The organism is Amphritea sp. (assembly GCF_050300915.1).
Taxonomy (GTDB): Bacteria; Pseudomonadota; Gammaproteobacteria; order Pseudomonadales; family Balneatricaceae; genus Amphritea.
Genome location: NZ_JBNKYN010000007.1, coordinates 1 through 26,246, shown reverse-complemented (window position 1 = coordinate 26,246; position 26,246 = coordinate 1). Strand labels below are relative to the sequence as shown.

Genomic DNA, 26,246 nt, shown 5'->3' with positions numbered 1-26,246 from the left:
GTTAACTGTGTTTCGGTTGCTGGCGTAGGTTTTGCAATCAGACAATGATCAACTCCTGACAGAAAGCGATCTATGAAACCAAATTTAGACTGGTCAGACTACGAAAGCGCGGGGCTGGGCGATGCCTACGCGGATATCCCCAAAACCGGCGGCAACTTTGCCAAAGCGGTGTCCGTGTGTATCAACAGCCTGGTGTGCCTCAGGCCAGTGACAAAAAGTGTTATGTGCCCCAGCTTTCGGGTGCGGCAAGACGCTGCATTCTCTCCCGGTGGCCGTAGTCGGCTGCTAAAACGGCTGCTGAATGATGAGATTACCGCTGCAGAGAAGCAACAGCTAGATGAAGCGATGCGTGCCTGTGTCGGCTGTAAGGGGTGTAAACGGGAGTGCGAAAGTGGCCTGGATCTGGCGGCAATCCGCGCGGAATATCTGGCCCAGCCTGACAATCGCAGCCCCTATCAACTGCGTGACCGGTTATTTGCCAACTTGCCGCTGTTACTCAGGTTCCCTAGTTTGCTGCGCGCAGGCGTTGCTTTACGCAATCGCAGTCCACTCATCAGTGGCTGGCTGGAACGCTATCTCGGTATCAGCGCCAGAGTGGCGCTGCCTATACCCAGCCGCCATCGGTTGGCAGAGGTAACACCGGGCAACGCGGTTGCTATCAAAGAGAACACAGTCCTGATGCTGACAGACAGTTTGTCCCGGGGCTTTTCCCCCGAGATCTTTATCGCCGCCCAGGAGGTGATGGCCAGAGCGGGTTATGATGTGCGCTTTCTCGGCGCCCGGGGGGGTGTAATGGAAGGGCGTAGCTGGTTTTCATCGGGCAATATTGATCAGGCCCGACAGCAGGCATCCCGGTTGTTGGATGAACTCACCCCATATATTGCCAGTCATACGCCGATCATCGGTCTGGAACCCTCATCAGCACTGATGTTGCGGGATGAATATCTACAGCTGGGTCTGAATGAAAACGCCACCGCGCTGGCGAAAAATGTTTACCTGTTTGAAGAGTTTATCGCCCGGGAGATCAGCGCTGGACGGTTTAATCTGCCACAGCGTACACCAATTGGGAAAAAGGTGTTGGTGCATGGTCATTGTCACCAGAAAGCGGTTGGTGCGATGAAGTCTGTGCGCAAAGTTCTGAAGCTGATTCCGGAGCTTGAGTTTGAGTTTATTGATGCCAGTTGCTGCGGTGGTGGCGGTAGTTTTGCCTATGAAAAAGAGCATCAGCAGGATTCTGAAAAGATGTTTAATCTGGCGCTGCAACCAGCGCTGGCAGCCGAGCCGGACGCGCTGGTGGTTGCTAATGGTTTCTCCTGCCGCTCGCAGATCTTGCACTATGCCGAGCGCAAAACGCTGCATCTGGCTGAACTGTTGCAGATGACGTTATAGCCGCTGACTTTGATAACAGATGCGCATATCACCTGCTTCAGAACGTCTGGCCGGGGCTGTTTCCACTCCACAATCTAAAAGAGATTCACCACAGAGAACACAGAGAGCACAGAGAAAACCTGATGAATCGCTTTTCTCTGAATCCTTAACATGCCTTTTGGGTTCTGTGGTAAAAGTTTAGCCTCAAGTATCCTGGCCTCCGCCGTGAAAATATCAACGTTTTCTCTATCCTCCCCCATAACCCGTGAGTAACCAAAAAAATGTGTAATCGTTGTTTTTCAGCGATTCAGATTTGCTCTCCTGATGATAGTCATGCGGTTACACCATGATACGTTTTTCTCCTTCACAACATCCCCGGGTAAACCCGCTTGTTGAGCGCTCATCTCACCGGGAGCACACCCTCCTGCTTATGTAGTCTTTCTGACAAAGACTCAGTTTTGTTGTGCGTTGTTGTCTGCTGTTTTTTATAACTATATGTTTATAAAGAAGTTATTACTTGGAATGTAGTTTGCAATATCCCTATGCAATAAAGGCGAATTAACACATTTTCGCTTAGTACGCTCAGTCATACGATAAGGTCCAGTGAGGTTCCTGATGTCTGCAAACAGAGTAGTGACAATCAACGATACAACGCTCCGTGACGGTGAGCAGACTGCCGGTGTTGCTTTCAATGCGGATGAAAAAATTGCCATAGCGCAGGCGCTGCATCAGGCGGGTGTCCCGGAACTGGAGATCGGTATTCCGGCGATGGGCGCTGCTGAATGTGAGGTGATCCGCTCGATTGCTGCGCTGCCTCAGCGTCCGCAGTTGATGGTCTGGTGTCGGATGTGTGACATCGATATTGCAGCGGCTAAAGCGACCGGTGTCGATACCCTCAATCTTTCAATCGCTGCGTCAGCACAACAGATTCGTTATAAGCTGGGTAAAACCCCAGAGTGGGTGTTGCAGCAGATCGATTACTACGTAAAAACCGTGGTTGATCTGGGCTTCAGCGTCAGTGTTGGCTGTGAGGACTCTTCTCGGGCGGAGCCTGATTTTCTGAAAACCATGTTTGAAGTGGCAGCCAATGCCGGTGCTAAACGGGTTCGCTATGCAGATACTCTGGGGTTGATGGAACCCTTCTCTCTGTTCAGTGTTATCAGCGACCTGAGGGCATCGACCGATCTGGAGATTGAGATGCACGCCCATGATGATCTGGGTCTGGCCACCGCCAACTCAATGGCTGCCGTCTGTGCCGGGGCCACCCATGTGAATACCACCGTCAATGGCCTGGGCGAGCGGGCAGGTAATGCGGCGCTGGAAGAGGTTGTTATCGGGTTATCGCAGCTTTACGGCATCGATTGTGGTGTTGATTTCACTAGTCTTCCAAGCCTTTCAGCCCGGGTTGAACAGGCATCCGGGCGGCTGGTTCACTGTCAGAAAAGTGTGGTTGGCAGCCATGTCTTTACCCATGAGTCCGGCATTCATACCGATGGCTTGTTAAAAGATCAGCGCAATTATCAGGGGCTTGATCCGCTTAAGCTGGGTCGCTCACATCAGTTGGTTTTGGGTAAACATTCCGGGGTTAACACGGTTAAACATGTCTATCAGGAATTGGGAGTCTCACTCAGCCGCGAACAGGCGGAGATCCTCCTGGCCGAGATCCGTCAGCGGGTCACCCTGAGTAAACAAAGTCTCTCTTCGATAGAGCTGATCCGTCTCAGTGAAGAGCTTTTACCGGTTGCGGGGGAGATCTATGCACCATCTATTGTGGCACTTTGAAGCCGCGCTCAGATCTGGCATGCAGTGTGCTGTAGTTTCAGATGTAGTGGTGACTACAGTGGTTAGTGCAGGGGGACGCGGATGAACATGAAAATGGAGGCTATTCCGATGATAACCAGCAGTCCTAAGGGGCTTTGGGCGACCTGGAAAGAGGATGTGAACTGCGTCTTCGACCGTGATCCTGCGGCACGAAACTACTTTGAAATTCTGCTGACTTATCCCGGCGTTCATGCAGTTCTGATGCATCGGCTTGCACATAAGTTATGGAAAGCTAAATGGTTTTTCAGTGCTCGTTTACTGGCGTATCTGGTGCGCCTGCTGACCAACGTTGATATTCATCCCGGTGCCCGTGTCGGTGCCCGGCTGTTTATTGATCACGGTGCCGGTGTTGTTATCGGTGAGACCGCTGAACTGGGTGATGATGTCACCCTGTATCACGGCGTCACTCTGGGAGGCACCAGCTGGAATAAAGGTAAGCGGCATCCAACCCTGGGAGACCGGGTGCTGATCGGTGCTGGCGCAAAAATTCTGGGTCCGATCATCGTTGGTGCAGATGCAAGGGTAGGCGCGAACTCTGTGGTTGTCGGCAATGTACCCGAGGGTGGCACCGTTGTGGGTATTCCGGGACGGGTGGTCACCGATCAGAAAGTCAACGCCGGGCCGGGCGGCATCAATCTTAACCATCATATGATTCCCGACCCTGTCGGCCGGGCGATGGCCTGCATGCTGGAGCGGATAGACAAGCTGGAAGCGCAACTGGAAAAACAGGGCGCGCTGGAGGTCGGCTATCAGTTTAAATTTTACAGTCAGTGTGGGCCGAACAGCGATATTTGTGACAACGAGTGCCCTGACGGCAACAAATATGCGCATGCGCATGGAGAATGATTATGGACCTGCATAGTTTTGAAGACGGTGATCTTTATTTTGAAGCGCCTTTAGCGCCAGAGGTGATGACATTACTGAATCAGGCCGCAGAGGCGTATGGCAATGGCGGGGCTGAATCCTTTCTGATGAAAGCGCGCTTTATGGCTCCTGATAACCTGATGGTGCTGGTGGCGTTGTACCGCTTTTATTACTACCAGCATCGTTATATCGAGGCGCTGGGCATTGCTGAGGACGCGCTGGATGTTTCCGGGCGGATGTTTGGCTTTGACCTGGGCTGGCGGCGGATGACGTTGCAGCATCTGTCTTACGGTATGGTTGAGTCATTTGGCATGGTGCGTTTTTATCTGCTGGCGCTGAAAGGCAGTGGTTATCTGTGCCTGCGTCTGGGAGAGCTTGAAGAGGGTATCGACCGGCTGGAAAAAGTGGTTGAACTGGATAGCCCTGACCGCCTGGGCGCCCGCTCGCTACTGGAAGTGGCTTACAACCAGAAAGGGATCTATTCGCTAGATCAACGAATGAGTGCATGAGGTGAGACGATGAGTGATATGACATTTATGGATGACCTGGAAGAACTCAGTTCAGCTGAAGATTTTCTTGAGTATTTCGACATTGAATTCGATAAGAGTGTGGTGCAGGTGAACCGGTTGCACATTATGCAGCGTTTCCACGATTACCTTAAAGATCTGCCCGACGTGGATCAGGTCGCCGATATGGACGGCTATAAAGCGGCGTATAAAGAGTATCTGACAAAGGCCTATGAGGATTTTGTCAACTCCGATGCACTGACGGAAAAGGTGTTCCGGGTGTTCCATATGAAAGGCCCACAAACCACCTTTGTGCCGCTTGATCAGATTCTGGAGTAATGCCTTATGCGGCCAAAATATGAATACGGCAGTGAAGTCAGATTAATCCGAAATGTACGTAATGATGGCACCTATCCGGGAACAGAGGTGGGTGAACTGCTGATGCGCCGGGGTGAAGTGGGCTGCGTTTACGATGTGGGTACATACCTGCAGGACCAACTGATCTACCGGGTTCATTTTTTAGAGGCCGGGCGCACCGTCGGCTGTCGTGAAGAGGAGTTAATTGCCGCCGATGCTGAATGGATTCAGAATCGTTTTGAGTTCAGGGACAAGGTGTTGATTCTCTGTGATCTGCGCATGGGTGAGCAACTGATTGCGAGTAAAGGTGATCAGGGTGAGATTGAGGGCGTTCTGCGGGATGACCAGCGTGATATTCAGTACAACCTCTATATCAACGGCCACAGTATCTGTATTCCTGAACGTGCGTTGGCAGCGGCACCGGCAAGGACGGAAGCCGATGACTCTGTTGACGCAGCCACCGAAGCGGCACGAGGAGGAGACTATGGTTAATTCCGATGCTAAGACCGAAGCGGTTTATGCGCTGTTCAAACTGTCGTGGAGTCAGTTTGAGTGCGCACCTGAGCAGCTGGATGCAAAACAGAAAAGAGAAGCAGCCGGGCTGATCGCCAACCAGCTGGAGATCGAACGGGCGGTATTGAGTTCTGAGATGAGCCAGGGGGTGGTTATCTCCGCAGGCCAGGTGAAGAGATCGATAGAAGAGATTATGGCACGCTATGAAAGCGAGATCGCCTTCGACCATGCACTTGAACAGGCGGATCTGACGCTGGATTTTCTTCGCGAGGGGATTCGCCGGGACCTTCTGGTCGAGGCCACACTTGAGCGGGTTTCCGCCAGCGTGCCTGAGGTCAGCAATGCTGAAGCCGAGCTGTTTTACTACTTTCATCCGGACCGGTTTGCGGTCAAAGAGCGGCGTACGGCGCACCATATTCTGATTACGGTCAATGATGATTATGCTGAAAACAGTGCGGATCAGGCGTTTGCCCGTATCTGTGAAATTCGTGACCGGGTGTTTAAAAAACGCTCGCGCTTTAAGGAGCAGGCGCAAAAACACTCCGAATGTCCGACCGCGCTGCATGGCGGCAAGATAGGCGAGGTTGAACGGGGGCAGCTCTATCCAGAACTGGATGAGGTGCTGTTTACGCTGCCAGCAGGGCAGATCAGCGAACCGGTGCAGTCGTCGATTGGCTATCATCTGCTGTATTGCACGGAGATTAGCCCGCCCCGCACCGTCCCGCTTGAAGAGGTTATGCCCAAACTCAAAGCATCACTGCGTGATCGACAGCAAGCGATCTATCAGCGGCAGTGGATTAAAGAACAACTTACGCATCAGACCGAGATGCCACAGGTGGTGAACTCATGAGTGATAAAGAAAAAATCAAATGTTCTTTTTGTGGTGTTCAGCAGTCTGCCGAAGTGCCGCTGATATCCGGTAATGAAGGCTTTATCTGTTCTGCCTGTGTTGAACTGGCCTATAAAGTTTCCAGCAGCTGGGGACAGAAAGCACAACAGCATGACCTGTCTGAATCGCTGATGACGCCAAAAGAGACCAAAGCGCATCTGGACCAGTATGTGATCGATCAGGAGGGGGCCAAAGAGATTCTCTCCATTGCGATCTATAACCATTACCAGCGGCTGCTCAACCTCAACAGCAACGATTCGATCACCGATATTGATGGCGGCGTCGAGCTGGAAAAATCCAACGTGTTGATGGTTGGCCCATCCGGCACCGGTAAAACCCTGTTGGTAAAAAGCCTGGCCCGGGTGATTGGTGTGCCCTTTGTCGTGGCCGATGCGACCACCCTGACCCAGGCCGGTTATGTTGGTGAAGATGTTGATGTCATTATGCGCCGCCTGGTGGATGCTGCCGATGGCGATGTGCAGCGGGCTCAGTGGGGTATCGTGTATATCGATGAGGTGGACAAACTGGCGGATAAAAGTGGTGGCGCTGCCTCCACCCGCGATGTCTCCGGCGAAGGTGTGCAGCAGGCACTGCTGAAAATGGTCGAAGGCCATGATGTCAAACTGCCGAAAAGTGGTCGTCGCGGTGATAACGGCGATGAGATGATCAACACCACCAATATTCTGTTTATCGTGGGTGGCGCGTTCCCCGGTCTGGAAGAGCATGTTAAAGGGCGGTTACGCCCCGATGGTGTAGGTATTGGCTTTCAGGCGGCATTTGTGGCGGACAAAGAGCACACCCATGATGAACTGCTGGCTGAACTGAAACCGGAAGATCTGCAGAAATTTGGTCTGATCCCTGAATTTGTCGGGCGTTTCCCGGTGGTCACCTTCCTCCATGAGCTGGATGCCGAAGCGCTGGTGCGGGTGTTGACCGAGCCGAAAAACTCGCTACAGAAACAGTATCGACAGCTGTATTCCTATCAGGGGGTTGATCTGGTGTTCACCGATGATGCTCTGACACGGATAGCGGAACTGGCCTGTGCCCGTGGCAGTGGTGCCCGGGGGCTGCGTTCAATTATGGAATCGGTGCTGCGTAAAAGCATGTACGAGATGCCATCGAATCCGCAACTGAAACAGGTGATTGTTGACCGTGAAGGGGTTGATGATGCCAGCGAACTGATCGTCAGAGAGGTTCTGCTGGACCCTTCTGAAGAGACGTTTTCTACTGCTGAAGCTGCGGATGGTTAACTAAAAGCCGTGGCTCGCTGTCTGTGACTCGGAAAAGTGGGACAGTCAGAAGGCTGTCCCGGATCTCGGTTTTCTGCGACTGGCAATAGGGGATTATCTTCTCCTTAAAGGCCAGTAATAGCTTACTTTAGCCCAGTCAGTGACGGGGCCAAAATGCTACTTCGCTGGCACGATGGATGAAGAATTTTCATAGTTTTCCCATTCGGAACACATTGCTGCAGAGGGCTGCCATACTGTAGTTAAAGTGTTGTAACAGGGGAGGCGTATGAGTCGTCAGTATAAACCACTGGATTTTGATCGTCTGGTCTCTCTTGCCGTGAATAAACCGCAGGTGCTGGAGCGTTTTTTACGTTTCTGTATCTATCAGCTTATTGTTCAGGCAGATTCAAGCCAACAGCTATCTTTAAAGCAGCTGCAGTTTCGTATTGATGCAGTCAGATACCGATCTAAAACTCATTTAGCCGCTTGCATTCGCATATCCTCAATGATGCAGGACGAGCTGCTGCGACTTCATCAGGCAGCAATAAGGGAGAATATCTCCCCTCCAGGCAAGCCGGCATCAACCGGGTTGAGCCCCAGAGGGGAGATAATATCGATTAACCGTGCGGCCAGAGGTAAATAGAACCGAACATCTTAACGGGGTTGCATGCAAGGCGTCACAATCAAGAGCAATCCACAATCGGATTCATCAGGTCAGAGTCATTGATTGCGGCAGAGTTTCTTAATTGCACAGAAGCCGATTTTATTACTCCTGCTGTTAAGCAGGCTTTGCGAGCGACGAGCCGCGGCTCTTATCGTCCGAACTACGAGCTACGCCGCTGCTTTTCCTAACAAGCGACGCAGTCGCGTCTAACCACTAGCAAGTCACGCAGTGACGTCTGGCTGCTGCTCTTACTTCCTCCCCAGTATCCGCAGAATCCGCAGGAACAGGTTGATGATATCCATGTACAGGGCTGCGGCGCTGTCGATGGCATTGTCCATCGTTTTGGGAATTTGATTAGCACGGCCCCAGTCATAACCGATGTAGCCGCAGAAGATCAGTACGACGATCCAGTCGATAATGCCGTGGTGTATTCCAAAAATAAACGCCTCAACGAGTTCGACTACTATGACCAGTAACAGGGCGATGGTGAGTGCGCCGACGATCTTTTTAAAAAATGCAGGGAACAGTGAGCCTAAGCACATCATGCCGATGGTCACCAGGCCGGTGAGTCTGATCGCTTCGGAGACAATCGCTGAATCATAACGGCTGACCACGACATTGATAATCAGTCCGAAGGGCACCACAACAAAGTTATAGCCGATAAAGCTGACCAGAGGGTTGCTGGAGTTCTTGAACAGATAGATGCCAAAGAGGCATGAGGCAAAATAACCGATAAAGAATATGATGGGATTGATTTTGGATATTGTTACCGGGTCAATGTTGTTTACCATCAGCCAGTTAATAGCAAAGCCCCAGCACAGGGTTAAACCGATGGTCAGATTGTAGGCTGTAGCGCTGATAATTGTGTCGGTGGTGTCTCTTCTGTCAAATACATCGACTTCCATGTTTTTACCTCGATTGATTTATAGGGTGCAGTGTCACTTTGTGGCATAGACAAGGTTGGGAGATTGTACTGCCAACTCAGGTATTCTTCTTTTTAAGTTTTAGCAGCACTGCGAGGCCGCCAATAGCCAGTGCGATAAATTTGCCGAATTTGGCAAGGAGCGCGAGGATGACTGCAAATAGCCCCAGCTTCTTCGCTGCGACACCGCCGACTAAAGCGGCTAATCCCAGGGTAGAGTCCTTATCGATACCTGCCTGGTAATCGTCATACTGATGGTGTGGGTTAAAGCTGGCGGAATCTAACAGGGTGTGAATCATGACCAGATTGTTACTGCGATTGATCGAAGGTGCAATAATTGAGAACCCCATGATGTCGGAGCGACCCAAGACTATATTTTGGTATACATCGTAGTTTTCATCTTCAAATGTATTGATGTTGAAAGACCAGCTGAGATTGTGGCTGGCTTGCGAGTAGTTGGGTTTTTCAACCCAGCCCAGCACTTCATTTCCCCGTTCTGACTGGTCGTCTGTAAGATATTTCATGATGCGATCATAGTCCCAGTCAACATCGTCTGATATATGCCCACTATCTGCATATTCGACTTTAATGACGTCCCAGCCGCTCTCGGTGCTTGTCTCGTCGGGCGTCCCCGGTATTATCCAGCCAGCGACGTTCTTTTCAGGCTCGGTTCCCAGAAGACGGGAGATATCTTCTATATGTTTTTTGTTAAGAAAGGCCTGGCCATATGCAAGCTGAAATGTGGCAGCGTCCTCAATAAGAACAGTACCAGGGCCGTAAACTATTTCGGATTCAATGTTAGTAAAATAGTTTTCCAGATCCTGGTCAGAATCAGCAAGCAGCAGGGTTGAGAAAAGCAGCATAGTCAGTGCTAATAAATAACGCATTTTTGTGTCCTTACGATGGTTATTATCCTGATTTACTCTGCTGTCAGTCATCGCTACTGTCGTAACGGCAAGATGATCTGACAGACAGGTCATTCAATCAGTGTGGTGAAAGATCCATTGGCCCTTAACGGGAACCGTTTCTGATGTTGTCATTCAGAAAGAGCTAAGAGATAGCTACTACATTCTCGTCCACTGAAAATAGGTAAACCATGTGATCAGTTGTGTGGCGTTGCCACGGGTTTCCATAAGGTTTGATAGTGTCAAAAACTGCCGTCAATCTCAATAACAAAAAAGTGGATATTACCCAGTCTGGGATTTTCTGAATCAAAGGGTCAGAGTAATTTATTGGCCCCACACTATGCTTAATAGCACAGAAACCTGCTCCATTACGCTGGCTGTTAAGAAGGCTTTCCGAGCAAGCCGGGAACCGGCGTTCGCACCACGAGCTGCTCTAACGTTTCTCCTAACAAATGCCGCAGTCGCGTCTAACCACTAGCAAGTCACGAAGTGACGTCCAGCGGCTGCTTTTTAAACTGCGACGCCTGCCAGCTGGGTTAACGCGAGCTCTATGGCGACATAGAGTAGTAGCAGCGCCATCGCGTTGTTGAGCCAGCGGAAATAGCGGGGCTGGCTGATCAGTTTACTCAGTCGTACTCCCATAAACAGGTAGCTGCCCGGTGCGCCAAAGGCTAACCCCGCCAGCAGTAATGACCAGAAAAAAATAGCTATACCGGAAATATGCGCGGCTGGAAACTGTATGGTGACGATAGGTAAGATGGCGATAAAGGCTTTAGGATTGAGTAACTGCAGCATGAGGCCTGAACGGAATCCGGCTCTTCTGGTGCCGGGCTGAACCTTATCAGCGCTGATCTCGTCGCTGATATGTTGACTACTTCGGGCGATTTTATAGGCCAGATAGGCGATATAACCACTCCCCAGCAGACCAATGACAAGCTGAGAGTCAGGTGTGATCAGCCAGGCACCGGTATAACCAAAAAGCAGAAACAGTATCAGCATGGCGCACGCGACGCCCATACAGAAGCGCAGAGTATTTCTGATTTCACCGTTGATACCTGCATTCAGACTGAGCAGGTTTGCCGGACCGGGGGTGTACATAACGCCAAAGGCATACAGGAGGATCTCAACCATGATGGCTATCCTGAAAAGTTAAGTGGCTGGAGTTAATGTTGCGGGGAGATCCGCTATCTCTGTCTAAGAGATCAGAAAGTGCTTCTGATATTGACGCGGGGTCATACCAAACACCGGCTTAAAGCGCCTGTTAAGATGGCTCAGATCACTGAAGCCAAAGTCAAACACGATATCTTCCAGCACGCAACCTGCCTCTAAAGCCTGCCTGACGCGGTTTATCCGGCAGTTCAGAATGTACTGGTGAGGCGTAATGCCAAACTGCTGCCGAAACATGCGGATGAAATGATATTTCGACAGGCTGACCTGACTGCTGATCTCATCGAGGGTGATATCTGTGCCAATATTCTCATGAATATAGTGTTGTGCCTTTAATAGCAGAGTGTCATTTTTGTTCGATTGACGCGCTGGCAGCAGGTCTCCATGTCGTCGGGCAATTCGTTCTGCCATCTGATACAACAGATTCTCTAACTGCAATTTATCGTTGGCATTATTCTCAATATGGGCGGCTATATTGAGAATATAGTGTCGTAACTGGGGGTCATCCAACAGGGTGTCTTTAATCTGATAATCCTGGCACTGTTTAACCCCGGCGCTGCCCAGCATCGGTTCTAACTGGTGGGGGTGAATATAGATCATCCGGTACTGTAGGGCGTTGTCATCACCCGAGTGACCATCATGAAACTGCCCCGGATTGAATACAATAATGTTACCCGGGTGGCTTTTATGAAACTCACCGTTGGAGAAAAAGTCCTGTCGGCCTGCCTGCGTTACGCCAAATGAATACTCCTCATGGGCGTGTTTGCCATAGGAGAAATCATGCATAGTCGCCTGTAATGCTGTCACCTGATCAAGGTGCTGGCTTTTGACAAACTGGAACTGGTTTTCGAACTTCATCTTCACTCACCGTCTGCAGGATTTAGACGTTACTGACTAAGCGTCATTCTAGGATATAGCCGAGTATTTTACTTGGATGAAATTGCGCATTTACGGCAAGAAAATGATGTTCTGCGGTTGAGGCAACTTTTGAATATTCGCTGAACAAGTAACAAGCAAGCCGGGAACCGGCGTTCGAACCACGAGCTAGGTTGAGGATTTTTCTAGCAAGCGACGCAGTCGCGTCTAACCACTAGCAAGTCACGTAGTGACGTCTAGCGTTTTTGTGAGGTAATGTCAGTCGGGCACAACGAAAAGAGATCCTACACAGCCGGGGGGACGATGACGGAGTTCACAAAGCGGACTTTGTTCAGCCCGACTAACGTTGCGAATAGTGACAAAAGCGCGGTCTGTTAACAAGCGAATACTGGCAACCATTACCCATTTTGGGTAATGGTCATAAAAATCCATGGACAGAGGGCCAAAACCGGAGTTCACACATATGATCGTCAGTGGTTCCAGAGCCACTTTCAGTGGCCTGGTGGCAGCACGATCCAACTACCTGCAACGAGAGACAGGAATAGATTAGTCTGACTGATGCGGATCTGATATCCGGGGCGAGCGGACCAACTGGCGGGTATAGGCTCTTTTGAATATCAATACGCATGGTTCATGTGCTCAAAGCCAATAAAAGATGCTGGGGTGCGGGATTTTACAAGCACATTAACGCTGTTTTAGTCTGTTTTGTCGCCATTGGTTTTTTGGGCTGCAAGCATAACTAAAAGCCTTTGATCAGCTGCGTATAACTATCGATTCGGTCTGCCTGACTATGGGTGACCGCGACGGTGGCGACCTCGTTACAGTTAAAGGCGCTAGCCAGTTGGGTGATCTCTTCGGCACATTGCTCCGGTGTGCCAACAGTGTAGCCGTTGAGGATGTGATCATATTCGGCCTGGTGGGCTGCCGGGAAGGCGTTATAACGATCCTGAACCTCGGCCGGGGTGAGAAAAGCTTCGCGCATCCCCAGTTGAGCGGCCAGTTTGCGATACACCGCTGTACCCGCCCGCAGCTTTGCTTCCTCTTCGGTATCGGCACAGATGCAGGCGATGGCCAGCATTCTGGTGGGGGTGCCTGGGTGCTCTGCCTGTTTCCACTGTTCCAGATATTCGGTGAAGATTGACGGGTGGCAGTTGTCCGGGTCGATAAAGCGAGCCAGGGCAATATTATACCCCAGATAACCGGCTAATCCCGCGCTGCCGCCGCTGGAACCCAGCATCCATAGTTCTGGTTGCGGGCTGTTGTCGGGCATCACGTTTATCTGGCTAAACGCGTTATTTTGCGGCAGATTGCCTTCGATAAACCCTTTCAGCAGCTGGGCCTGTTGTGCATACAGATCGCCATGATGAGGCTGATGGGGGAAAGCCAGTGCCTGAGAGGTGAGACCGGTGCCGCCGGGAGCGCGGCCAATACCCAGGTCGATGCGGTCGGGGAAGAGGGTGGCCAGCATTTTAAAACACTCAGCTACTTTTAATGGGCTGTAATGGCTGAGCATGACGCCACCACTGCCGACGCGGATGTTTTTGGTGACACTGGCAATCGCCGTGGCCATGATCTCCGGACAGGGATTGGCAAAGTGGATACTGTCGTGATGTTCAGCAACCCAGTAGCGGTAGTAGCCCAGTGCGTCACACAGCTGTGCCAGTTCTATGGTCAGATGTGGGGCGTCAATAGCGGCATGGGAACCGTGGACGGGGGACTGATCAACAACGGACAGTTTTATACTCATTAGAATCTCCTGTAATTATTAATATGTTAATTATTTTGCCGGGAGAGATCAATGTTAAGGCGCGCTTCCTGATAACCGCACCTTTAAGAGAGCGACCCCGACACGGGCAGTACTGACCGGCTACGTCTGCGATCGGCTCATGATAAGTGCGTAACTGTTTATATCTCAGGTCGCCATTTCTGTAAAATATTCTGTCGCAAGTCTGTTGCAGCACTCAGGAATAAGGTGGGGGGCTAAGGGCTTGCTAAACAGATAGCCCTGGCCATAGTCGCACTGGTAATCGGTGAGCAGTCTGGCCGCAGCTGTGTTTTCGATCCCCTCGGCAACAACCCGCATACCCAGGTCATGACCGATGCAGATAATGTTTTTGACCAGCAGGCTGCTGGTGTGGTCTTCGGTGATCTTGCTGATAAAGCAACGGTCTATTTTAAGCGTTTTGATCGGAAGCTGCTGCAGGTGGCTGAGTGATGACAAGCCGGTTCCAAAATCATCCAGAGCGATACTGATGTTCTGACGGGCGAGTTCCGGCAGCATATTCTGGGTCTCTTTGAGGATACGCATACTGGTATCTTCTGTGACCTCTATCCTGATCAGCCCTTTGGGCAGGTCGTGGTCGGTCAGTGCCTGGTTAATAATGCTGGCGAGATCAAGCTGATGCATTGACGGCGATATATTCACGGCTACGGGTAGCGGCTTAAAGCCCGAGGCCTGCCATTGAGCTATCTGGGAACATGTCTGGTTTATAACCCAGCAGCCGAGTTGGTTTGCCAGTGAGTATTTTTCGGCTATCTCAATAATTTCCAGTGGCGGGATAGCGCCAAAGGTTTCGTGATTCCAGCGCAGTAACGCTTCCAGTGAGGCAACACATTGCGTTTCAAATGACACTATTGGCTGGTACACCAGCTGCAGTTTTTCCGCATCAATTGCCTCCCGCAGATCCCGCTGTAATTGTTGTCGCCGGTTGATCTGAATATCCATATCAAAGTCAAACAGCATCTGTTTTGACTCTGGAGCCCTCTCTTTGGCCGTATACATGGCGATATCTGCCCGGGTCAGCAAAGTGCTGGCATCGTTCCCATGTTCTGGATAGGTGACACTGCCGATACTGACGCCAATAAAACAGCTGTGCTGGTCGATCACAAACGGCCTATCAAACAGACTGATGATTTTATCGGTAACAGTGTTCAGGCTCTGTTTTCTGCCAATGGTTGTCTGGATAATGGCGAATTCATCACCGCCCAGGCGACAGGTGACCGAGGCGTAGCATTTATCAATCTCGTCAACCAGACGTCTGGATACCGCTTGTAACAGGGCGTCACCCACATGGTGGCCCAGCGTATCATTGATTTCCTTGAAGCCATTCAGATCAAGCAGATGCAGGGCGAAAGGCTGTGTTTTATCGTTGTAGCGGGTGATCTCTCTTTTCAGGAAAGCCCGGTTGGGGATATCTGTAAGACTATCGTGTTCTGCCTGATAACGGTTAAGTCTGCTCTCCCGAATAATCATGACTAATAACAGGCTACCGGTAATGATCAGGCCAAACATCAGTAGAATGAGTTGCTGTTGCAATCTGAGTATGTGGCTGTCACTGCGGTTAAAGATAGCGTTGGTGCGGTAATAGTCTTGCATTGAAAGGGTATCAATAGCGCTAAACTGGGGCGCCAGTGTCTGCTGTATCTGGACGCTATAGTCAGGGTCGACAGGTAACTTGTTAAACACATCATGCTCAAGCGATTTAACTGTATTGAAGGCCTGGTTTAAGGTGCTTTCAGCCGTTTCTATAATGCGTATCTGTGCGCCATCATCCCCCTCTATTAACACGGGAAAGCGGCTCCAGAGTATCTCATAACGTGATTGCAGTTGACGCAGGTGCCCGGCGTTCGGGGCTGCCTGATAGAGTGTCAGGGCATCATCAAAGCGGCGCAGTTCCATTTTCAGCTGAAACATAGAGAATACACTGGTGCCGTAGTGTTCGTTGATGATTGTAATTGACTGGCGCAACTGGAACAGACTGACTGCGGCACTGATAAAAAAGATTAATATCAGGGTAATCAGCAAAGCACGTTTCTGATGATATTTTCTGCGGATAGTCTCCAGACTCTCACTCATCAGTAAATCTCAATCTGCGACAGCTGCCAGATCATCCTTCCGGTATGAATTTCGCCAAGCAGCTCCGGGAATTTATGGTGTGGCAAGATTAACCACAGCGGCCCTTTGTTGCGTATAGAGAGCTGCTGGCCATCTTCACTCCAGGCCAGGATCGGTTCGAACTGGTCGACATAATCCAGCTCAATCTCAACGCTATAGTCATTCAGGGCGGTTAATCGGATCTGTTTCCCTGCAGCGCCAACATAGTTTAAAACCGCCGACAGGAGTGGACCGTGATAGCTTTTAACGCTATCTGACCAGCGGGTTTGCAGGGTAAAGGTATCACTCTTCAATTGCTGCAGTTGAGCCAGATCCAGTCGGGCGGTCTGGCCGTCCTGAGTATTCTGAATATTACCGCTGATGGTGAGTATTACCGGCCCCTCGGGTTGAGGCAGGGAGCCGGCCAGGCTGAACGACATTGTAAAGCAGGCCAGTAGAACAATAATCCACTTCGTCATGGGGAACCCTTCATACAAAGAATCAGCAAGCGCTGATCTCTGGTTTACTTATTATTGCAAAGAGTAGCGCTGATCAATCACTCTCATGTCTCAGTCGCTGACGCGGAGTTTTCCATAACTTGTTTATATGGCTGTAATTTACAGGCCGCCGCAGAATAAGTCAGGGACCGGTTGAGGCTGGATTACCCATTTTGTGTATTTTAGGTTTATTTAGCGGTCTATCGAGTTGGCAACCTCAATCAGGTTGCCATCGGGGTCTCTGAAATAGGCGGATAAAATTTTCCCCGTCGCTCCTGTGCGTAACACCGGACCTTCGATGACGGCAACATTACAGCGCTGAAGATGCTCGATTGCCTGTGCGATGGGCTGGTGGATAATAAAACAGAGGTCGGCACTACCCGGTTGCACATGGGCCGCTTTAGGTTCGAATTCGTTACCCTGTTGATGCAAATTTATCTTTTGCTGACCAAAGCTTAAGGCGATGCGACCTTCACCAAAAACGACTTTTTCCATCCCCATCACCGAGGTATAAAAATCAACCGTTGTTTGAATATCTGTCACGGTAAGCACCAGATGATCTAGCTGTTCTACCTGCATACGGAATCCTTTTAAATTATTTGGCGCGGTTGTCTGCGTCTTAGTCGCCGTGCCAGGAAGACGCAGGGTTGTGTCAGCATAAGATTGAGCAACAGTCCGGTGATAACGCCGAAAAGCATCCCCTCGGTTGTCAGCGGTATACCCGGCTTAAAGTTATCCAGAGTTTTTTCCAGCAAGTGATAGCGGGCGGGGTTAAACATATAGAGTGATTTAGACAACAGGTCGCCGTTGGCAAAAACTGCTATGCCCTGTTGTAATTCATCGTAGAGTTCCAGCGTTGCCAGTTTTTGCTGGGCATCTGCTCTGACACTGGGTTCGCTGTTTTGCTGATGCTGTTTAATCATCGAGCGGATATCGGCATAGCCAAACCGTTTTGCAGTGGCTTCGTAGCTCTCAACCTGCCACTCTGTTGATTCGTACATGCCTGCCAGATACTGCTGATAATGATCGGCCAGTTGCGGTATCTGCAGAGCCAGTAGCAGAGTCACACCAAAAATCAGCTTGTCTAATAGTCTTCCAATCAAGGGAGTATTCCTGAGGAGGTGTTGTATGTTAATTAATATACCGCACCAGAGATCGATGTAAAAACGAAGCTTTTTAAACAGATAGGGAGAGACTGAGGCGGGCAGAGGAGGAAGCGCCAGGCGGTAGTCCTTGCTATTCGCTGTCGGTATGGTTAAATTTCCGGAGTTATTTATTCAGGTTAGTTTCAGAAAACCTCTATAGAATACTCATCAGCTGTTAATGGGTGGCCGGTGTATTGGCGGGCCTGTTAATAAAAAAGCGGATATTTTTTAACAAGGTAGCAGATGCACACAGTGGCGAAAAAGCTTGTGTTGGTATTGTCTATGCTGGCGGTGATAACCGCGCAGCTGTTCAATGCTGCCTTCGCTATGCAGATGAGTCAAAGCGGTTCTGCGCCTGAGTCAGTTATGGCTCATGCAGCCCATGACGTCGCTCACGTTCCGAAGCAGAGGTCGACAGACACTCGGCTTAATACAATCCATCTTTCGCACCTTACCCAGCACACCCTGTCTGCATCGGTTGGCGCTGATGTTGGCAGTGGTTGTTGTGATCAGAGTTCACAGAGCATGTCTCACTGCGATGATAGCGTTGAAAGCAGGCATCACTGTGATAACCATGCCGATTGTGCTCAATCCAGTTGTGCCCAGTCCCATTGCGTCAGCTCGGTTGGCTGTGGGCTGTCGCACTATATTCTGGATATAGAGCCCTCTTTAACGGTTTCTTTTTCCGTTAGTCATCTGCTATTACCTCAGAACAGTCTCTCCCTGTACCGTCCTCCCATATTCCGTTGAGAACATAAGCCGCTAAGCCGGTCTTTTTTTCAGCGGGAGAACAGAATAGATCTCCCAGGTTTTCAGAATGTTTCAGACATCATCATGGATGAGTCTGATTCCAGTGGGTGTATCTATGTCACCAGTACTTACTTTTTTAATACTCAGACCTTCAAGGCTTAGGTTTTTAAGGCTTAGGTCTTCAAAACTTAGGCCTTCAAAACTTAGGTCTTCAAAACTCTATATCAGAGCAACCCTGTACCGCTTGATAGCGGCTGTGCTGCTCAACGCTACGGTTGCTTCAGTTGCCCTGGCCGAGGCAGAAAATGACCTATTAACCCTGGATCAAGCGGTCACCCTTGCGCTGCAAAATGATCCCTGGTTGTTGGGCAGTCGCTATCAGCAGCGGGCGACAGAGGCGCTGGCAGAGTCCGCGTATCAGCTACCAGACCCTAAGTTTTCTCTGGCACTGGCAAACCTGCCAACGGATACCTTTGATTTTGAACAGGAGGCGATGACACAACTGTTGGTCGGTGTGTCGCAAATGTATCCCCGGGGCGATAGTCGGCGTCTGAAGCGCGAGCAACTGACCTTACAGAGTGCCAGCCAACCGCTGATGCGTCAGGAGCGCCAGGCAAAGTTGAGGCTGACAATAACTCAGCTATGGCTGGAGGCTTATCAGGCTAAACAGTCAGTGCAACTGATTCAGCGGGACAGAAAGCTATTTGATCAACTGGTGGATATTTCCCAGGCCAGTTACTCCTCCGGACTGAGGGGAACAGGACAGCAGGATCTGATTAAGGCGCAGCTGGAGCAATCCCGTATCGAAGACCGGCTGACGCTGTTGTTGCAGAAGCAGGATATGGCTGAACAAAAACTGTTGGAGTGGTTGCTGCCTGCCTTGAGTGACGCGTCTATGCCAATGACTGGATTTCACTATGCGACTGAACTGCCGCTGCTGCGCATCGATTATAGCAGCGATTACCCGGATGGCTTGCAACCTCAGGCGCTAAGTCATACCACGCTGGCCAGCCATCTGACCGGCCATCCTTCGATTCAGATTGTGGATCAGAGTATCGCCGCAGCAGCCACCGCTGTGCAGCTGGCGAAACAGAAATACAAACCGGAGTGGGGGGTGAGTGCCAGTTATGGTTATCGCGGTGAAGATGCGATGGGGCGTGACCGGGCTGACCTGTTCAGTGCCGGTGTCAGCGTCACTATGCCGCTGTTTTCAACCGTCAGTCAGGACAAAGAAGTCGAAGCGGCAATCGCCAGTCAGGAAAAGATCCGTACCGAACGCAGTCTGATGCTCAGACAGATGATCGCTTCATTTAACTCCGCCCGGGCGCAGTTGAGTCGTCTGCAACAGCGCCAGCAGATCTTTGATGACAAACTTCTGCCGCAGGTGAAGCAGCAGGCGGATGCGGCCTTAAATGCCTATGAGTCTGATAACGGTAGTTTTATTGAAGTGGTGCGCGCACGTATCGCTGAACTTAACACCCGAATCGATTACCTCGACATAACGGTGGCGCGGCTGCAGCAGATTGCTCAGCTGAACTATCTGCTTACGACCACTGAATCAGCGACCGACAGTTTCACGCTTAGCCAGCCAGGAGTGACCCATGAGTAATATCGTTAAGGGATTTGGATTAGTTTTACTGGGCGTTGTGGTAGGGGCTGCAGGTCTTGCTGCAGTCGTAAAAACCGACACTTTCTCAATGGGAGCAACCGCTACAGTGTCTGAAACGTCTGCACCCGCCAGCGATCAGCCACTTTACTGGGTAGCGCCGATGGACCCAAATTATCGCCGGGATAAGCCGGGTAAGTCGCCGATGGGGATGGATCTTGTGCCGGTTTACAAGGAGGCCGGTTCTGCTGCGGATGAAGGTCCCGGAACCATCAAAGTGTCCCCTGAGGTGGTTAACAATCTCGGAGTAAGAACTGCAGTATCGGCGATGACTCAGATGCAGTTCGATGTGCGTACCGTGGGTTATGTGGATTATAACCAGGACGAAATCATCCATGTTCACCCCAGGGTTGAGGGCTGGGTTGAAAAGATCTATATCAAAGCGGAAGGCGACCCGGTGGTGAAAGGTGAGCCGCTTTACGACCTTTATGCCCCGGCGCTGGTTAATGCGCAGGAGGAGTATCTGTTTGCCCTGGCACGGGGTAACCGAGATCTGATTCGGGGCGCGGAAACCCGTTTGCGGGCGCTTCAGGTACCCCAGCAAACACTGGATAAACTGAAAACAACAGGTAAACCCAGCCAGAGTGTGACCTTTTTCGCTCCACAAAGTGGTGTAGTGGATAACTTCAATATCCGTCAGGGGGTTTATGTAAAGCCGGGAATGACGCTGATGTCGATTGGGGCACTGGATGAAGTCTGGGTTGAAGCTGAAGTGTTTGAGCGGCAGGCAAGTCTGATTACTGCGGGGCTGCCGGTCTCCATAAAACTGGATTTTCTACCGGGAGCAGCACGCGAGGGGGTGGTTGATTATGTCTACCCCGCACTGGACGCCGGAACCCGGACGCTGAAAGTGCGCATGCGCTTTAACAATCAGGACCGTCAGCTCAAACCGAATATGTTTGCTGAAGTGATTATCCATAAGCAGGACACACAAGCCTCGCTAACGGTGCCTAAAGAGTCGGTGATCCGCGGGGCTGAAGCCAATCGGGTAGTGCTGGCGCTGGGCGACGGTCGCTTCAAATCGGTCACCGTCAATACCGGCCGGAGTGACGGCAAACAGGTAGAGATATTAGCTGGGCTGAAGGCCGGTGAAGCGGTGGTTACTTCGGCGCAGTTTCTTCTGGATTCCGAGTCGAGCAAAACGTCTGACTTTATGCGCATGCATATTGATCAGCCGATGGAGGCTGACTCAGCTGCTATGAGCATGGACGGCATGAGCATGGATAGCATGAGTATGGATAGTCTGAGTCTGGACAGTATGGCTCTGGATAGTAACAGTCTGGAAACCCCGCAGAGCGATATGAAAGAGGGGGTTAACCGTGATTCTCAAGGCCAGATGCCAGAAAGTCAGAAGCCGGAAAGCCAGGACCATGATGGCATGAGTCCGAATCAGGAAACGCTTAAGCAGGGCCAGGTAATGCCTTTGGCCGCTGAGCCTATCGCGTTGTTCAACCGGTTGCAGTCCACCACTGCGAGGGCTGTTTTATGATTGAGTCGATTATTCGCTGGTCGGTCGGCAATCGTTTTTTTGTTTTGCTGGCCACGGTGATTTTGGTGGGAGGAGGTTTGTTCTCCCTGAAGAATACTCCGGTTGATGCTATTCCGGACCTGTCCGATGTTCAGGTGATTATTAAAACCAGTTATCCGGGCCAGGCGCCGCAGGTGGTTGAGGATCAGGTGACCTATCCGCTGACCACGGCAATGTTATCGGTGCCCGGCGCGGTAACGGTGCGCGGTTATTCATTTTTTGGTGACTCCTATGTCTATGTCATCTTCAACGAAGACACTGATATGTACTGGGCTCGCAGCCGGGTGCTGGAATATCTGAGTCAGGTGGCTCCCTCGTTACCGGCAAATGCCCGGCCACAACTGGGGCCGGATGCGACCGGTGTTGGCTGGGTATATCTATACGCGCTGGTGGACAAAACCGGTAAGCATGACATCAGTCAGCTGCGCAGTCTGCAGGACTGGTTCCTCAAGTATGAGCTACAAACGGTGCCGGGGGTGTCTGAAGTAGCACCGATTGGCGGGATGGTGAAGCAGTATCAGGTGCGGGTGAATCCGGAAAAACTGCGGGCGTTTAATATGCCGCTTTCACATATTCAGAACGCGATCCGTCAGGCCAATCAGGAAGTGGGTGCCTCGGTTGTAGAGATGGCTGAAGCGGAATATATGGTGCGTGCCACCGGCTATATTCAGGGCGAGGATGATCTGCGGAATATACCGCTGGGGGTGAATAAGAACGGTACCCCGGTGCTGTTACAGGATGTTGCAGAGATCGGCACCGGGCCACAGATGCGCCGTGGTGTGTCTGAACTTAATGGTGAGGGCGAAGTGGTCGGTGGCGTGGTGGTGATGCGCTTTGGGGAAAACGCGCAGAAAACCATTGATGGTGTTAAAGCCCGGTTGGAAACGTTGAAAAAAGGGCTGCCGGAGGGGGTTGAGCTGGTGACGGTGTATGACCGCTCCGGCCTGATCGATCGTGCGGTTGAGAACCTTTGGCATAAGTTGCTGGAGGAGTTCATCGTCGTTGCCCTGGTGTGCATTGTGTTTCTGTTCCATGTGCGCTCGTCACTGGTGGCTATCGTCAGTCTGCCGGTCGGAATTCTGACCGCGTTTATTATCATGAACGCTCAGGGAATCAACGCCAATATTATGTCTCTGGGGGGCATTGCGATTGCGATTGGCGCGATGATCGATGGCGCCATCGTGATGATCGAGAATATGCATAAGCATATGGAACGTACCCCACTGACGAATGAAAATCGTTGGCAGATTGTCGCTGAATCCGCCAGTGAAGTAGGGCCTGCACTGTTTTTCAGTCTGCTGATTATCACCGTGAGTTTTGTGCCGGTATTTACCCTGGAAGCACAGGAAGGGCGGATGTTTGCGCCGCTGGCCTTTACCAAAACCTACGCAATGGCAGCCTCAGCGGCACTGGCGATTACGCTGGTGCCGGTGCTGATGGGGTATTTTATCCGTGGCAAGGTGTTGGCGGAGCATAAGAACCCGGTAAACCGCGTTCTCACTGCACTCTATATGCCGACCCTGCGTAAAGTGTTGTCCTTCCCCAAGCTGACATTAGCCTTTGCTTTGCTGGTCTTTCTCGTCGGATTGTGGCCATTGGATAAGTTGGGCAGCGAGTTTATGCCACCGTTGGACGAGGGCGATCTGATGTATATGCCCACCACCTATCCGGGCATATCGATTGGTCAGGCGCGTCAGTTACTGCAACAGACGGATAAGCTGATAAAGACGATACCCGAAGTCGAAACGGTGTTTGGCAAAGTCGGGCGGGCCGATACTGCCACCGATCCTGCGCCGCTGACCATGATTGAAACCTTTATTCAGTTAAAACCCCGGGATCAGTGGCGCGAAGGTCTGAGCACCGATGATCTGCGTAAAGAACTCGATAACCTGGTAAAAGTGCCGGGGCTAACCAACGCCTGGGTGATGCCGATCAAAACCCGTATCGATATGCTGGCAACCGGTATTAAAACCCCGGTAGGGATTAAGGTCGCCGGACCGGATCTGAAAGTGATTCAGCAGATCGGCCAGCAACTGGAAACCATTCTCAACGATGTGCCGGGTACCGCTTCCGTGTATTCCGAACGGGTAGCGGGTGGTCGTTATATCAAGGTGGATATCCAGCGACAGAGTGCCGCCCGTTATGGCCTCAATATCGCCGATATTCAACAGGTCGTTGCATCCGCTATCGGCGGGATGAATGTATCGCAAACCATCGAAGGGCTGGAACGTTATCCGATCAATGTCCGTTATCCACAGGATTATCGTGACTCACCGGAGCAGCTGGCGTTGCTGCCGATTGTTACGCCCATGGGACAGCGCATTCCGCTGGGTGATGTGGCTGAGATCTATATCGAAGACGGGCCTCCAGGCATTAAGAGTGAAAATGCGCGCCTTAACGGCTGGACCTTTATCGATATTGAGGGCATGGATATCGGTAGTTATGTTGAACATGCGCAGCAGGTCGTGGCTGATCAGCTGCAACTGCCCGCCGGTTATTCGGTCAGTTGGGCAGGTCAGTATGAGTATATGCAACGGGCGAAGGAGAAGCTGGCCTACGTGGTTCCGCTGACACTCTCGATCATTGTGATTCTGCTGTTCCTTAACTTTCGCAACTTTATTGAGGTCAGCATCATCATGGGTACTTTGCCACTGGCGATGGTTGGCAGTGTCTGGCTGATGTACCTGCAGGGCTTCAATTTCTCGGTTGCGGTGGGTGTCGGGTTTATCGCCCTGGCCGGGGTCGCGGTAGAGATCGGCGTCATTATGCTGGTGTATCTGAATCAGGCGTATCAGCAGATGCTGGATCGCTGCGAAAAACAGGGCCTGATTCCACGGGAAGAGACTCTGCGACATGCCGTATTGCAAGGTGCCGGGTTGCGGGTGCGCCCGGTAATGATGACCGCTGCGGCGATTATCGTCGGTTTATTACCGATTCTTTACGGCAGTGGTACCGGCTCAGAGGTGATGAGCCGGATCGCCGCGCCGATGGTGGGCGGTATGGTCAGTGCGGTAGTGCTGACGTTGCTGGTATTACCGGCGGTGTATTTCCTCTGGCGGCGGCGATCTATCGCCGCTCTGGAACATTAAAAATTTAATTCAGTAATTTAACGAACGGAGAAAACAATATGACATTTAATAAACTTATCCTAGTCAGTAGCCTGAGTGCAGTGATGCTAAGTAGCGGATTCAGCGCAGGTGTCAGCGCTGCAGGTAACACTGCAACGCAACAGGGCGGCATGGGTCATAGCGCAATGCAGCATGGTGATATGAGCCAGAGCGGTATGTCGCAGGAGACGATGTCCCAAGAGATGTCCGGCGAAATGAACCACGATACGATGTCTCAGGGGATGTCTGACAATAAGATGTTCCTGGAGCAAAAGGATATCGACGGTTATACGGTCAGCTTCCATGTGATGGCTGCTGAAGAGGGGATGAGCCATGGTGGCTCACACAACCTGATGATAAAAGTGGAGCAGCAGGGTGCTGTCGTCAGTGGCGCACAGATAAACTCTAAAGTGATCTATCCTGATGGAACCGAGGAGAGTAAACCGCTGATGGCGATGGGTGAGTGGCAGATGGCGGGTTATGACCTTAAAGAGAGTGGTAAACACCAACTGATGGTGCTGTTCAAAACCCCGGATGGTAAGAAACATTTTGGCGGTTTGTATTATTCAAAATAACGTTTAATGGTCGGGAGGGGGAAGCGAAGCCGTGTTGGGGTTCGTTCCTCACCCCAACCTACCAGCCGAATATTGTAGGTTGGGATGAGGCACGAATCCCAACATCCATTAGCACAGTGAAGTAACCATTATTGTTCATTCACCGATGTTTGATCGGTCTATCCTGTAGGTTGGGATGAGGCACGAATCCCAACATCCATTAGCGCAGTGAAGTAACCATTATTGTTCATTCACTGATGTTTGATGGTCTATCCTGTAGGTTGGGATGAGGCACGAATCCCAACATCTAATCGAATGGCACAGGGAGGTGACCATGTATTACCGGCGGGCTTTGCAACCAGGGGGTTGTTATTTTTTTACGGTGAATCTCTATGATCGTGATAAGGATTTGCTCGTTAGCCATATCGATCTGCTGCGTGAATCCTTTCGACAGGTTAAATTACGTCATCCTTTTCACATTGATGCGCTGGTGGTGCTACCGGAACATCTGCATGCTATCTGGTCCCTGCCTGAAGGAGACTCCGATTTTTCTACCCGTTGGGGGCTGATTAAAGCGAATTTTTCCCGAGGTTTGGCTAAGGACGAATTGATCTCTAAGAGCCGTATATCGAAGGGCGAGAGGGGGATCTGGCAGCGGCGCTATTGGGAGCATCTTATCCGTGATGAAAATGATTTTCGCAGGCATGTGGATTACATTCACTTTAATCCGGTTAAGCATGGTTTAGTTCAGCGATGTATTGACTGGCAATATTCCAGTTTTCACCGTTATGTTGCGCGAGGGGCATTACCCATTGATTGGGGTGATGGGGTAACAGACCTTTCGGCGGAAGGGTTTGGTGAGTAGGGATTTTCAGGTGTTTTCGACGTTATTGGGTCGTAGAGTTGGCTTTTCAAAGAGTTGTTGGGGTGTGTGCCTCACCCCAACCGACGTTCTAGCCATTTTTCTGATAGCGTCTTTCAGGGCGTCCGACTGTTCCATAGCTAACATCTGCTGAGAGTTCGGAGCAGCTGACCAGGTACTCC

24 protein-coding genes are annotated in these 26,246 nt (G+C 51.1%); 15 read left to right on the top strand and 9 right to left on the bottom strand.

Annotation, left to right across the window (positions count from 1 at the left end):
* Positions 1 to 72 precede the first annotated feature (72 nt).
* From ACQY8X_RS03190 to ACQY8X_RS03150, 9 genes are all read left to right on the top strand, one after another.
* A complete protein-coding gene (locus tag ACQY8X_RS03190) occupies positions 73 to 1,389 on the top strand; it encodes a (Fe-S)-binding protein (RefSeq protein WP_428033695.1) in 1,317 nt (438 codons plus the stop codon).
* Between the two features lie 594 nt (positions 1,390 to 1,983).
* Positions 1,984 to 3,150 (top strand): homocitrate synthase, encoded by a 1,167-nt coding sequence (gene nifV / locus ACQY8X_RS03185; protein ID WP_428033694.1) that lies wholly within the window; start codon positions 1,984 to 1,986, stop codon positions 3,148 to 3,150.
* Between the two features lie 81 nt (positions 3,151 to 3,231).
* Complete coding sequence (gene cysE, locus ACQY8X_RS03180) at positions 3,232 to 4,035, top strand: serine O-acetyltransferase (RefSeq protein WP_428033693.1); 804 nt, start codon at positions 3,232 to 3,234, stop codon at positions 4,033 to 4,035.
* 2 nt (positions 4,036 to 4,037) lie between these two features.
* Positions 4,038 to 4,562, top strand: coding sequence for a hypothetical protein (locus tag ACQY8X_RS03175; protein WP_428033692.1), 525 nt, complete (start codon positions 4,038 to 4,040; stop codon positions 4,560 to 4,562).
* Positions 4,563 to 4,571: 9 nt separating this feature from the next.
* Positions 4,572 to 4,898 (top strand): nitrogenase-stabilizing/protective protein NifW, encoded by a 327-nt coding sequence (gene nifW / locus ACQY8X_RS03170; protein WP_428033691.1) that lies wholly within the window; start codon positions 4,572 to 4,574, stop codon positions 4,896 to 4,898.
* Positions 4,899 to 4,904: 6 nt separating this feature from the next.
* Positions 4,905 to 5,408 (top strand): nitrogen fixation protein NifZ, encoded by a 504-nt coding sequence (locus ACQY8X_RS03165; protein WP_428033690.1) that lies wholly within the window; start codon positions 4,905 to 4,907, stop codon positions 5,406 to 5,408.
* Positions 5,401 to 6,279 (top strand): nitrogen fixation protein NifM, encoded by an 879-nt coding sequence (nifM, locus tag ACQY8X_RS03160; RefSeq protein ID WP_428033689.1) that lies wholly within the window; start codon positions 5,401 to 5,403, stop codon positions 6,277 to 6,279. Before ACQY8X_RS03165 ends, nifM begins: the two co-directional genes overlap by 8 nt.
* Positions 6,276 to 7,568 (top strand): ATP-dependent Clp protease ATP-binding subunit ClpX, encoded by a 1,293-nt coding sequence (gene clpX, locus ACQY8X_RS03155; RefSeq protein ID WP_428033688.1) that lies wholly within the window; start codon positions 6,276 to 6,278, stop codon positions 7,566 to 7,568. The genes nifM and clpX overlap by 4 nt, the downstream gene beginning before the upstream one ends.
* A 265-nt stretch (positions 7,569 to 7,833) precedes the next feature.
* A complete protein-coding gene (locus ACQY8X_RS03150) occupies positions 7,834 to 8,190 on the top strand; it encodes a DUF3135 domain-containing protein (RefSeq protein ID WP_428033687.1) in 357 nt (118 codons plus the stop codon).
* Positions 8,191 to 8,459: 269 nt separating this feature from the next.
* On the opposite strand, the gene ACQY8X_RS03145 is transcribed toward ACQY8X_RS03150, so the two are convergent.
* The 9 genes from ACQY8X_RS03145 to ACQY8X_RS03105 all read right to left on the bottom strand — a co-directional run bounded on the left by ACQY8X_RS03145 (position 8,460) and on the right by ACQY8X_RS03105 (position 17,555).
* Entirely contained in the window at positions 8,460 to 9,116 is a 657-nt protein-coding gene (locus ACQY8X_RS03145) for a Bax inhibitor-1 family protein (RefSeq protein WP_428033686.1), read from the bottom strand.
* Positions 9,117 to 9,192: 76 nt separating this feature from the next.
* Positions 9,193 to 10,071 (bottom strand): DUF2167 domain-containing protein, encoded by an 879-nt coding sequence (locus ACQY8X_RS03140; RefSeq protein WP_428033685.1) that lies wholly within the window; start codon positions 10,069 to 10,071, stop codon positions 9,193 to 9,195.
* A gap of 477 nt (positions 10,072 to 10,548) precedes the next feature.
* Positions 10,549 to 11,169, bottom strand: coding sequence for a LysE family translocator (locus ACQY8X_RS03135; RefSeq protein WP_428033684.1), 621 nt, complete (start codon positions 11,167 to 11,169; stop codon positions 10,549 to 10,551).
* A 63-nt stretch (positions 11,170 to 11,232) separates the two neighbouring features.
* A complete protein-coding gene (locus ACQY8X_RS03130) occupies positions 11,233 to 12,063 on the bottom strand; it encodes an AraC family ligand binding domain-containing protein (protein ID WP_428033683.1) in 831 nt (276 codons plus the stop codon).
* A gap of 757 nt (positions 12,064 to 12,820) precedes the next feature.
* Positions 12,821 to 13,828 (bottom strand): MsnO8 family LLM class oxidoreductase, encoded by a 1,008-nt coding sequence (locus ACQY8X_RS03125; protein ID WP_428033682.1) that lies wholly within the window; start codon positions 13,826 to 13,828, stop codon positions 12,821 to 12,823.
* A 165-nt stretch (positions 13,829 to 13,993) separates the two neighbouring features.
* Complete coding sequence (locus tag ACQY8X_RS03120; RefSeq protein WP_428033681.1) at positions 13,994 to 15,937, bottom strand: putative bifunctional diguanylate cyclase/phosphodiesterase; 1,944 nt, start codon at positions 15,935 to 15,937, stop codon at positions 13,994 to 13,996.
* Positions 15,937 to 16,434: a molybdopterin-dependent oxidoreductase gene (locus ACQY8X_RS03115; RefSeq protein WP_428033680.1), complete on the bottom strand. Its 498-nt coding sequence runs from the start codon at positions 16,432 to 16,434 to the stop codon at positions 15,937 to 15,939. The genes ACQY8X_RS03120 and ACQY8X_RS03115 overlap by 1 nt, the downstream gene beginning before the upstream one ends.
* Positions 16,435 to 16,644: 210 nt before the next feature.
* Complete coding sequence (locus ACQY8X_RS03110) at positions 16,645 to 17,031, bottom strand: VOC family protein (protein WP_428033679.1); 387 nt, start codon at positions 17,029 to 17,031, stop codon at positions 16,645 to 16,647.
* An 11-nt stretch (positions 17,032 to 17,042) separates the two neighbouring features.
* Entirely contained in the window at positions 17,043 to 17,555 is a 513-nt protein-coding gene (locus tag ACQY8X_RS03105) for a DUF2937 family protein (protein WP_428033678.1), read from the bottom strand.
* Positions 17,556 to 17,849: 294 nt separating this feature from the next.
* On the opposite strand from ACQY8X_RS03105, the gene ACQY8X_RS03100 reads away from it, so the two are divergent.
* The 6 genes from ACQY8X_RS03100 (at position 17,850) to ACQY8X_RS03075 (ending at position 26,067) form a co-directional block, all read left to right on the top strand.
* Positions 17,850 to 18,347, top strand: coding sequence for a hypothetical protein (locus tag ACQY8X_RS03100; RefSeq protein ID WP_428033677.1), 498 nt, complete (start codon positions 17,850 to 17,852; stop codon positions 18,345 to 18,347).
* A 256-nt stretch (positions 18,348 to 18,603) separates the two neighbouring features.
* The gene (locus tag ACQY8X_RS03095; protein ID WP_428033676.1) at positions 18,604 to 19,956 is read left to right on the top strand and encodes a TolC family protein; all 1,353 of its coding nucleotides are present in this window, start codon (positions 18,604 to 18,606) and stop codon (positions 19,954 to 19,956) included.
* Entirely contained in the window at positions 19,949 to 21,502 is a 1,554-nt protein-coding gene (locus ACQY8X_RS03090; protein WP_428033675.1) for an efflux RND transporter periplasmic adaptor subunit, read from the top strand. The genes ACQY8X_RS03095 and ACQY8X_RS03090 overlap by 8 nt, the downstream gene beginning before the upstream one ends.
* A complete protein-coding gene (locus tag ACQY8X_RS03085) occupies positions 21,499 to 24,630 on the top strand; it encodes an efflux RND transporter permease subunit (RefSeq protein WP_428033674.1) in 3,132 nt (1,043 codons plus the stop codon). The genes ACQY8X_RS03090 and ACQY8X_RS03085 overlap by 4 nt, the downstream gene beginning before the upstream one ends.
* Before the next feature lie 38 nt (positions 24,631 to 24,668).
* Complete coding sequence (locus ACQY8X_RS03080) at positions 24,669 to 25,223, top strand: hypothetical protein (protein ID WP_428033673.1); 555 nt, start codon at positions 24,669 to 24,671, stop codon at positions 25,221 to 25,223.
* Positions 25,224 to 25,536: 313 nt separating this feature from the next.
* A complete protein-coding gene (locus tag ACQY8X_RS03075) occupies positions 25,537 to 26,067 on the top strand; it encodes an REP-associated tyrosine transposase (RefSeq protein WP_428033672.1) in 531 nt (176 codons plus the stop codon).
* Positions 26,068 to 26,246 lie beyond the last annotated feature (179 nt).